This is a genomic window from Streptomyces sp. NPDC002265, assembly GCF_040296125.1.
Taxonomy (GTDB): Bacteria; Actinomycetota; Actinomycetes; order Streptomycetales; family Streptomycetaceae; genus Streptomyces.
The window spans coordinates 1-9,784 of record NZ_JBEOWS010000358.1 but is presented as its reverse complement, the minus strand read 5'-3'; the positions used below and the strand labels follow the sequence as shown (position 1 = coordinate 9,784).

Annotated in this window: 8 protein-coding genes; 5 read left to right on the top strand and 3 right to left on the bottom strand. The window is 68.6% G+C overall.

Annotated elements, in window-relative coordinates:
- Positions 1-685: 685 nt before the first annotated feature.
- On the top strand, positions 686-1,255 hold the full coding sequence (locus tag ABT085_RS38735) for an SMI1/KNR4 family protein (RefSeq protein ID WP_351619329.1): 570 nt from the start codon (positions 686-688) through the stop codon (positions 1,253-1,255).
- Positions 1,256-1,779: 524 nt separating this feature from the next.
- Here the strand turns inward: ABT085_RS38735 and ABT085_RS38730 are convergent.
- A complete protein-coding gene (locus ABT085_RS38730; protein ID WP_351619326.1) occupies positions 1,780-2,667 on the bottom strand; it encodes a helix-turn-helix transcriptional regulator in 888 nt (295 codons plus the stop codon).
- A gap of 133 nt (positions 2,668-2,800) precedes the next feature.
- On the opposite strand from ABT085_RS38730, the gene ABT085_RS38725 reads away from it, so the two are divergent.
- The gene (locus tag ABT085_RS38725; protein WP_351619323.1) at positions 2,801-3,724 is read left to right on the top strand and encodes an SDR family NAD(P)-dependent oxidoreductase; all 924 of its coding nucleotides are present in this window, start codon (positions 2,801-2,803) and stop codon (positions 3,722-3,724) included.
- 210 nt (positions 3,725-3,934) lie between these two features.
- On the opposite strand, the gene ABT085_RS38720 is transcribed toward ABT085_RS38725, so the two are convergent.
- Both ABT085_RS38720 and ABT085_RS38710 read right to left on the bottom strand, forming a co-directional pair.
- On the bottom strand, positions 3,935-4,336 hold the full coding sequence (locus tag ABT085_RS38720; protein ID WP_351619321.1) for a hypothetical protein: 402 nt from the start codon (positions 4,334-4,336) through the stop codon (positions 3,935-3,937).
- 593 nt (positions 4,337-4,929) lie between these two features.
- Positions 4,930-5,928 carry a winged helix-turn-helix domain-containing protein gene (locus ABT085_RS38710; protein ID WP_351619318.1) on the bottom strand — a complete coding sequence of 333 codons (999 nt, stop codon included), beginning with the start codon at positions 5,926-5,928 and terminating at the stop codon, positions 4,930-4,932.
- Between the two features lie 488 nt (positions 5,929-6,416).
- Between ABT085_RS38710 and ABT085_RS38705 the strand changes: the two genes are divergently transcribed.
- From ABT085_RS38705 to ABT085_RS38695, 3 genes are all read left to right on the top strand, one after another.
- A complete protein-coding gene (locus ABT085_RS38705; protein ID WP_351619315.1) occupies positions 6,417-6,701 on the top strand; it encodes a S8 family serine peptidase in 285 nt (94 codons plus the stop codon).
- Positions 6,701-9,007, top strand: coding sequence for a PA domain-containing protein (locus tag ABT085_RS38700; protein WP_351619312.1), 2,307 nt, complete (start codon positions 6,701-6,703; stop codon positions 9,005-9,007). Before ABT085_RS38705 ends, ABT085_RS38700 begins: the two co-directional genes overlap by 1 nt.
- A gap of 449 nt (positions 9,008-9,456) precedes the next feature.
- Positions 9,457-9,660 carry a hypothetical protein gene (locus ABT085_RS38695; RefSeq protein WP_351619309.1) on the top strand — a complete coding sequence of 68 codons (204 nt, stop codon included), beginning with the start codon at positions 9,457-9,459 and terminating at the stop codon, positions 9,658-9,660.
- Positions 9,661-9,784: the final 124 nt, after the last annotated feature.

Here is a 9,784-nt window from a genome sequence, read left to right as displayed (position 1 = left end):
CACCCCCGGTTCAGACAGGTGCCGCCGAACCGGTCCGGTTCCACCAGCGCCACACGCAGATGAGCGAACCCGCCCAGCAGCATGTTTCCGCTGCCCGTCCCCAGAACCACAAGATCGTAATGCCGCACGCCCGTCCACCTTCCACCGGCGAAAATCCGGCCCTGCGAACATGACCGCCCCGGCAGACCCCGAGTCCATTCCCCCGCGATACCACGAGTGCGTTCCCTCTCGATTCTGACCCCGCAGCCCCATCCGCGCACGTCCCGGCGCGGCCCCCCTGCCCAAGGCCACCGTCCAGACCCTATTCCGCCCCTGCGGCAGCAGCACCTGGCCGCCGGCGCCCGCACCAGCAGCACCGGCCACTTCGCCGCTCACCCCACCGTCACCCGCTCCGGCACCTGACGCGTCGTGCACAAGACCTCCGACCAAGGCCACGTCAACGCCTACAACCCCATGGTCAGGGTCACCCTCCCAGGGATGGCCCGTGTCAACGACGGCGTCATTCCCCAGGAGTCATGTCGACGCAAATTGCCCACCCTGTAAGCGTCGGCTCAGCAGTCGAGGGCCCAGGATGGCCTTGCGGCAGGAACACCGACCGAAAAGGCGCGCGAGGCGTTCCCGCACTGCCTGAGACACAGCCGAACCCGGCTGCGGCGCGAAAGGCCACCGTCTAGCCTCAAGCCCCATGAACCGTCCTGTTGTCCCACGTCCGCTGACCGAGGCCGAGGTCATCGAAGCCGAGGCCGATCTCCAAGTCGCCTTCCCCGGCGCGTATCGCCGCTACTTGCTGCAGGTGAGTTCGGGCGGGGCGGTAGCACAACTTGAGAAAACGGAGAACGGCTGGTGGCGGACGGGCAACAGCACAAGGCGACGCGACCTGCTGCCCCTGCCCTTCCCGCACCCGAACTCCTATGAGGAGGCCGACGACGAGTTCTACCGGCGCCTGCCCCGGGCTGAGGACTATGCCGACGAGGACGCGTTCTCGGAGCCCATGCATGCCTGGAACACCGAGTACTGGGAGTTCAACGAGCGAAAGACGGCGGGGGCGATCGTCGCGCAGGAGCACGGCTGTGGGTTCGCCACGCTTCTGGTGATCTCGGGCCCGCTGGCCGGGACGCTGTGGTGGGACGGACGGGCGACCTGCGACCTGATCACCGCGCTGTCCCTCGACCACGCCGACGGCGCCCGGCCTGTGACCTTCGGGCAATGGTTCGGCTGTGACTCCTGGGACCTGCTGCCGCCCGGCTGGGGATGAAACCGGGCGTCATCGGGCCGACCGGGCAAGTCGAGCCGTGATCCAAGCAGCCAGCTCAGCTCTTCAGGGGCTTCTCACCGGTTCAAAGCACGCCGACACAAGCTGGCGCGCGCTGGAAGCAGAACTCGCATCGGACGTAACCAGCGCTGGCGAGATGGCCGGAACGGGGCGCGCCGAGCCCGCCCCAGGGGGAGAACAAAGGCATGCGAAGGTGCCGTCTCACGACACACGTGGCAGCGTCCAGGCTGCTCAGCGCACCGTGGCGGCGTCTCGCGGAACGAACCGCATGCAAGGGCAGGCGGGGTCCGTGCTCGGCTCACCCGGTGGCAGCACGGGAACCAGCACTTCGAACACCTGCTGCATGTGGCGACGTGGTCGAGTCCGCGAGCAGAAGTCAAGACCAGGAGGCCTGCTGCCGTGATCGCCCCGTTCGCAGCCACGTGTTCTGGATACGGCGAGTCGAGCTGTCCGTCACCAACGAACTCCGGCATGTGAGAGGTCCGGGATTTCCTGGAGGAGACCTGTCAAGACATGGGATGTCCGGGGGCTCGGGTGCGATCGGTTGCGGCCCGCGTACCGCCGGCCCGGTCAGGTGCATTCATGCTGGCGAGCAGGCGCAGGCGTTCTTCGGAGGCGCTGCCAGGTTGTGCGTGGTAGGTGATCAGGGTCTGCCCGTCGCTGCCCGGGAGCAGTAGCTTTTCGTAGTGCAGTTCCAGGGAGCCGGCCTGAGGGTGGCGGAACAGGGTGGTGCCGGTGGCCTTGTGTTTGACGTCCTGCCGGGCCCAGAGGGTGCGGAAGCGTTCGCTGCGCAGGGACAGTTCGCCGACGATCTCGACAAGGCGCGGGTCCTCGATGTCCGCGCCGGCGACCGCGCGCAGATAGGGGACGACCCGGGCGGTCATGTCCTCCCAGTCCTGATGGAGTTCCCGCATCTCAGGTTCCAGGAACGCGGCCAGAATGCCGTTGCATCCCGGTGCGTTGAACGGTGAGAGGGCGATGGCGAGGCTGTTGGCGGCCAGGACGTCCATGTACTTGCCGTGGACGTACGCCGGGGTCAGCGGCCAGGATTCGATGAGCGTGCGGATGCCGTCGCCGACCTTCTCCGGCCTGCGAGGCCGTCTGCGGGGCGGGCTCTTTCGGGTGGCGATCTCCATCAGGTAGGCCGTCGCCTCCTCGTCCAGTTGCAGGGCGCGGGCGATGCTGCGCAGGACCTGCTCCGAGGGGTTCCTGTCGCGGCCTTGCTCCAGGCGGTTGTAGTAGTCGGAACTGATCCCGGCGAGGAAGGCGACCTCCTCGCGGCGCAGGCCCGAGACGCGCCGGTTGCCCGTGTCCCGGGCGTCATCGGGCTGGACCAGTTCCCTGCGGGCGCGCAGATACCGGCCCAGTGCGTTCGCATCTCCGGCGGCTGTCATGTTTGCCAGCGTACGGACGTGTTCCGGGCTTGTGGGTGGCCCTGCCGGTCCCAGTCTCAACCCGTCCTGGTGCGTTCCACAGCGCTCGGCGCAGTCTGGCAGCACAGTACGAGCGACCGAAGGAATGCGTTATATGTCCAAGATCTTCACCACCCGGTTCAACCGCACCAGCACCGCCTCGGAGGTGATCGAAGGCGTCGACCTGTCCGGCAGGCGGGCGATCGTCACGGGTGCCAATTCGGGCATCGGAGTCGAGACCGCCCGTGCTCTGGCGGACCACGGCGCCGAGGTCACTCTCGCCGTCCGCCGTCCGGAAGCGGGCGAGCAGGTCGCGGCCGGCCTGCGCAAGGCCACTGGGAACGACGCGATCCACGTCGCCCGCCTGGACGTGGCCGACCTGGACTCGGTGCGGGCGTTCACCGCCTCCTGGCAGGGCCCGCTGCACATCCTGATCAACAACGCCGGCATCATGATGCCGCCGCAGCTCGAGCGGGGCATCGCCGGGCACGAGCAGCAGTTCGCCACCAACTACCTGGGGCACTTCGCCCTGACTCTCGGGCTGCACCGCGCTCTCGCCGACGGCGACGGGGCGCGCCTGGTCTCGGTCTCCTCCACCGGCCACCTCTTCTCGCCCGTGGTCTTCGACGACATCGACTTCCGCTTCCGCCCCTACGACGCGCTCTCCGCCTACGGCCAGTCCAAGACCGCCGAGGTCCTGCTCGCCGTCGAGGCGCAGCGCCGCTGGTCCGACGACGGAATCACGGCCAACGCGCTGCACCCCGGTGCCATCGCCACCAACCTCCAGCGCCACACCGGAGGCCTGCGGACCCCCGAGCCCTACCGAAAGACGGTCGAGCAGGGCGCCGCGACCACCGTGTTCCTCGCCGCTTCCCCGCTGGTCGAAGGGGTCGGCGGCCGTTACTTCGAGGACGTCAACGAGGCACCGCTCGTCGACGCCCGGCCCACCGAATGGGGCGTCCCCGGTGTGGCCTCCTACGCGCTGGACCCGGAGAACGCCGAGCGCCTGTGGGAGCTGGCGGGCGACATCGTCCGCTGAACGGCGAAAGGCACCGGTCTCCCGCTTCTCACGGGTGCAGCACATAGCGCTCGGCGGGGAAATACCGGCCGAGCGCTTGTCCGGGCTGCTCCCGGGCTGATCAGTGCACCGGTGTCGCGAGGAGCGCTGGCCCCCGGCCGGCCTGATCACCCGTCAACGAGTGCGGCCCGGATGCAGTGAACCTTTCGGCGTGCGCCTGGTCCTGGATGATCAGGACACGTCGTACCACACGCCCACCTGTTCCTGGCCGACCCAGGATTCCGTCATGTAGAGGTAGTCGACGTCGTTGTTCCAGAAGTTCTGGGACCAGCTGCCTCCGTAGGTCTCCCACATCGTCTGGGAGCTGCCGTCCTTGAAGTACAGATCGACTCTGGCCCAGTCCTTCCCCGCCAGGTGGGGGCTCGATATCCAGGCCCAGCTCGCCGCAGCGTTGCCCGGGCAGTTGTCCACCTGGACCTCGGTGCGGCCGTAGGAGTACGAGTGGGCGCAGCCCTGGACGGTCACCGAATCCTCGGCCAGCGCCGGCGAAGCTGCGACCGTGCTCAATCCGCCCACGGCCAGCGCCAGGGCGGCGCCCATCTTGAGCAGCCTGCCGGGCCTGCGTTCAGTCATTGTCTTCCTCCAAATATGCAAAGCCGTCAGCTTGGAGCCGGCCACGACGCCATGCCGCCACGTGCATCCGCCTCAGGAATTTGTCATGCCGGTTGACAGGACGGGTTCAGCTTTTCTCTTGATCAATAAGATCTCGACTTGATTCGGCCCGTCCCGAAGAACGGCATTACGGAAGAAGCGCTACAGGACGGCCTGATCTACCGCATTCACTTCACTCTTCGGGATCTCGCCGGAACGCACACGACCGGGACGCCGATGTCGGTTCCTGCACACGGGCATGCCCGCCCACCCGCGGTATGCCGCCGACAGCCGCCCAGACCTCGCTGATCGTGGGGACGTGGGACGGTGTACCACAGCCGGTCGACGAGTGGCTCACCAGCGACGACGGCGCTTGCCGAGTGGAGCGGTTCGGCGATGTCGGGGCCGACGAAAGAGATCTCCGCGGAAGACCTATCGGTGGCAGGACTGGTCCGCACCAGGCTGGCCACGTCCGTGCACGACGCCAGCCGGTCGCAGCTCATCAGCATGCTGGAGCGCAAAACGCAACGCTACGGCCGCACCCTGGTCAAGACCGGCCGGTCGGTGCCGACGAGTCAGTTCTGCTCTGCGCTGTTGAGGAGCATCAGGCCCAGGGAGGTCAGGCTGTGCAGCACGGAGTTGCGATGGCGGAGGGAGCGGATCAATCCGGCCTCGCGAAGGATCGTCGCGTGCTCGCTGGCGCTCGCAGGTGCGATGCCCGCGTGGGCGGCCAGTTCCTTGGTGGAGCAGCCCTGGTGCTCGGCAATGGTCGTGAGTACCGCGGTCCGCGTGCGGCCCAGAAGCATCGACACACCGGAGGTGCGTGTCCGGCCCGCCTCGGGCGCCAGGGCGGTGAGCTGGCTGGGGGGCTGGTCGGGGCCGATGGGGTAGCTCACGGAAACGGGCGGGCCATCGGTGACGACGGCGCGGGTGCAGAACATCGACGGAATGAGCAGGAAGCCCTCCCCTTCCAGGTAGAGGTCGCGGTCGGCTCCGCTGGCCATGCGGATCTCCAGGACGGGTGGTTTCCACCGCATCCATTGCGGGTTGGCCCGGGTCAGCAGCTGCTCGACGCCGCCGGTGAGCAGCTGCTGCAGGCGTACGGTCCGGTCGGATGCCAGGTGTTCGGTGAACTGGCCCCAGTACGGGGCGAGCAGGCACGCGTAGAGATGGCGCAGCCCGGTGCAGAGCTCCGCAAGCAAGGCTGTGTCGTCCGCCAGCCGGTGGGTCCACGCGGGCAGTGAAGAACGGCGCTCTGCCGCTTCGCGCAGATGCGTCCTGACGCGTTCGCGGGGCGTGCTGCGCACGTGTTCCACGAGCTCTTCCACAGACCCTGCTTGAGCAGGGCTGAGAAAGCCCGGCGAATGTCCCACGGCAGGCATGAGGGCCAGCGCCATACGGGCCTGCGCTGACAGCTGCGCGCGGGCGTGGTGGCGCCAGGCGTCGAGGCGTGCGGGCCGGCTGCGGCTCTGCAGGGCCCGCGCTGCAAGTTCCAGCTCATGCAGCGGCATCGGCCCTTCGGCCACACGTGTGCGGGCCAGATCCTGAACCGTGAAATGTATGCGGTAGACCATGTCAGCCTGCAGCGTTCCTTCCGGAATGTCGTTGTTCGGGCCAGGCCGAATCAGGTCGAGATCCTAGTGATCAACAGGAACGCTGGGCCCACCAGCCAGCCGACATGTTAGACGGCCCCGGCAGGTGCATGCAGCGGCATGTCGTGAGGACTCGGGCCCCGTCCCACGGCACACACCCTCGGCATGCTGCCGCTTGTCTCGAGAGGGGGTTGCTTCCGGGACGACCGAACGCCTCCTCACCCGTTCACGCGTCAGCGGCCACCGATATGCCTGCCCGACGCCCCGCCGTCCCCGTCCGCACCCCCCGGACACCGGCGCACGCGCAGACGGGCCCTGCAGGTGTTGCGCGTCGCGGGCGCAGAACAACCAAGAAGGCAAGTGCGCCGGCACCCGGCAGCCAACCGATTCCTGTCGCACAACAGGCGGGTCTCTGCTGCCGACTGACGATATGTCACCTGAGGCCCACAGCGGTCTTTCAGGGAGGAAGAGTGCAGCAACCCGCAGCCGCGCTGACCGTGGGCGCGGTGAACTCTGCCGACCGGATCACCGGCTTCTCCAGCAGCGGTCCGCGGGAAGACGACGACGGCCTCAAGCCCGATCTGGCCGCCCCGGGGGTGAACGTGCTGGCGGCCCGCTCGCAGTTCCTGAGCGGAGAAGGCTTCTACACGACCAAGAGCGGCACGTCGATGGCCACGCCGCGTGTCGCCGGCGCCGCCGCGCTGCTCGCACAGGAACACCCCGGCTGGAGCCGGCAGCAGCCAAAGACGCCCTGATGAGCACCAGCACCGTGACTGCGGACATCTCCGCCTACCGCGGCGGCTCCGGCCGTCTCGACATCTCCGCGGCCTCCCGCACGCAGATCACCGCGTCAGGCTCCGTCGACACCGGCCTGATCAAGTGGTCGTCAGACCCGCAGCCGGTCGAACGCCGCATCACCTACACCAACAGCGCCGACCGTGCGGTGACACTGCAGCTCACGCTGGACCGGCAAGAGGGCCCCGGCACACTGTTCGCCCTGGGCGCCGACCAGGTCACCGTCCCGGCGCACGACAGCGCGTCGGTGAGCGTCACCCTCGACCCGCGCGGTGCGGCTGTCGGCAGCCACACCGGCCAGGTCATCGCACGAGACGGCGCAGGCGTGGTGGCAGCACACACCGTCCTGAGCTTCACCACCGAATCCGAACGCCACGACCTGACACTCCTGACCAAGGACCGCGAGGGCCGGCCCACCACCGGCACGGCCACGCTGAGGGCCGCGCAGGAGCCGGACTTCCACTTCTACACGATCCCGCAGACCGGGCTGACCCTGCGCCTGCCCCGCGACACCTACTCCGTGATGATGTTCAAGGACGTGCAGGGAACGCACGGAGCGCACTCCACGGGCCTGGCCCTGCTGGGCGACCCCGAGATCGAGCTGACGCAGGACCAGACCGTCCAACTCGACGCCTCCCAGACCCGCCAGGTCCGAGCGCTGACACCCAGGCCCAGCATGCCGACGAACACCAGGGCCGAGTACTGGCGCTCGTTCACCTCCGCACGACCGGAACCCGGAACGTTCGGGGACTGGATCGAGAGCAAGATGATCGGCCCCGACTACGACAGCGTCTGGGCACAGCCCACCCCGGACAAGGTGACCCACGGAGGCTTCGCCTTCACCACCAGGTGGCGCGCCCCGCAGACTCCGCTCACCCTCTCCCACGGCGGCCGTGAGATGGGCGTACTCCCCCAGAACGGCGCCAAGCCCCTCCCGGACGGCACCACGGCCATGGACGCCGTCTTCGCCGACACCGGCACACCCGCCGCGTACGCCCACCTGTCCGCCCGCGGCAAGACCGCCGTGGTACGCCGCACCCCCGGCATCAGCCCTTCCGAGCAGTCCCGGGCCGCCCAGGCCGCAGGAGTGAAACTGCTCCTCGTGGTCAACAACGCAACAGGCCGGCTGAACACCTGGTACGGCGACGCCGACTACCACTCCCCGGGACCGGTGGCGGCCGCATCGGTGACCCAGAACGACGGTGAGGCACTGATCGCCGAGATCTCCGCATCACGCGGCCGCCCCGTGCGCCTGCGGGCCACGGCCCACCCCGTCCCCGGCTACCTGTACGACCTGGTCAGCTACCACACAGGAGGCATTCCCGAGGACCTGACCCTGCGGGCGGGCCCGCACAACCTCGCACGGGTGGACGCCGTCTTCGGACAGGGCAAGCAGACCCCCGCCGCGGAGATGCGGATGGACCATCCGCCCTACGTCTTCGGCGGCGGCTGGAACTTCCTTGCCGAGCCCGTGGCGCACAATGCGCGCACCGACTGGGTCTCCACAGGCGGTGACATCACCTGGCAGCAGCAGGTGGGCATCCCGAACCTGCTGACCGAGACGTCCGAACCGGTGTCGTACCGGCCCGCCACCACTCATGCGGACCGCTGGCTCACTCCCGTCCTGCGCCCGCGCATGATCAGCGAGGACCTCCCGGTACGCCACGACGGCAGCGCGCTGGACTTCACCACCCGCGCCTGGGGCGACAGCGGAACTGCACACGCCGGCCAGGGATACGGCACCGGCCTGTCCCAGCGGACATCGCTCTACCAGGGCACCACCCTGCTCGCCGAGTCCGACTACGACAACGGCCACGCCTGGGACCTGCCCCCCGAGCGGCTGCCGTACAAACTCGTCGTCGACGCCACGGCCGACAACACCCCCTTCAGCCCCTACTCCCCCACCACCCACACCGCGTGGACCTTCACCTCCGCACAAGCGGAGAGAAGGACCATTCCGCTGGTGCAGCTCGACTACGCCGTCGAGCTCAACGCCCAGGGCGAGGCATCGCGCACCTCAAGCCTCACGCTCACACCCTCGGTACTCGGCGCCCCGCACACCCGCGTGTCCTCCGTACACCTGGAAGTCTCCTACGACAACGGAGCCACCTGGCACCGGCAGACCGCGGCACACCACGACGGCACCTGGACAACCCGCCTGGCCGCACCCCGCACCGCATCGTTCGTGTCGCTGCGGACCACCGCCGAAGACGAAACGGAAGGCACGATCACCCAGACCGTCATCCGGGCTTACGGCCTGACCTGACCCACGCGGCGGTGCCACGCCTCCCCCACGGCACCGCCCGAAACGACACAACCGGGTGCGGCACACAGGTCCCCGACGCGGCGGCACCGCTCTCGCGCGTCGGGGATCCACGGTGGCCGGCGCCGCAACACTGCCGTATGCAGCAATGATTCCCGGACACCTGCGATACCCATGTCACATTTCCCTGGCCACTGATTGCCTTGTGCGCAAGTTAAGTGCGGGGTAGGTTTCCTGGCGCAGGCCGGGCCTCACCGCCCGGGCACCCCGCCGGCCATGACCGAACCGCAACACCCCGGCGGCTTCAGCCGCACCCCGCACAGGACAGCGACCCGCACCGCCGCGGGGCGCTCCCGCCGGAAAACCTCCGCCCAGGAAGACGACGGCCCGCCGACGACCCGCCGCACAGCCGGCGGACCGTCGGCCGGTTTCGACAACCGAGGAGTTCACCCATGGACACACCGACCACAACGGGCACACCCGACAACGCCGCCCTGCTGCGTCATGCGCGATTCGGCACCCTGCCCCAGCCGATACGCCTCAAGGACACGACCGCGGACAAGCCCGTCTCCCCCGCGGACCCGGCGCGAGACACCTACAACCCCGAAGGCGTCTGGTCCCGGTACTCCTGCCTGGCATTGGACCTCGGCCTCTAGGGGGACACCGCCCCCACACGGTCAAGGCGTGTGCCGCACATGAGCATCCACGAGGAGAGAACGCGCCTCGTGGGCGGCCCCCTTCAGGGGACACTATGGCCGACGACACCGAGGTCTGCGTCAC

Bases quoted from the DNA above. Each gene is read 5' to 3' on its own strand.
- ABT085_RS38735 (WP_351619329.1), top strand. From the start codon at position 686: ATGAACCGTCCTGTTGTCCCACGTCCGCTGACCGAGGCCGAGGTCATC.
- ABT085_RS38730 (WP_351619326.1), bottom strand. From the start codon at position 2,667: ATGACAGCCGCCGGAGATGCGAACGCACTGGGCCGGTATCTGCGCGCC.
- ABT085_RS38725 (WP_351619323.1), top strand. From the start codon at position 2,801: ATGTCCAAGATCTTCACCACCCGGTTCAACCGCACCAGCACCGCCTCG.
- ABT085_RS38720 (WP_351619321.1), bottom strand. From the start codon at position 4,336: ATGACTGAACGCAGGCCCGGCAGGCTGCTCAAGATGGGCGCCGCCCTG.
- ABT085_RS38710 (WP_351619318.1), bottom strand. From the start codon at position 5,928: ATGGTCTACCGCATACATTTCACGGTTCAGGATCTGGCCCGCACACGT.
- ABT085_RS38700 (WP_351619312.1), top strand. From the start codon at position 6,701: ATGAGCACCAGCACCGTGACTGCGGACATCTCCGCCTACCGCGGCGGC.
- ABT085_RS38695 (WP_351619309.1), top strand. From the start codon at position 9,457: ATGGACACACCGACCACAACGGGCACACCCGACAACGCCGCCCTGCTG.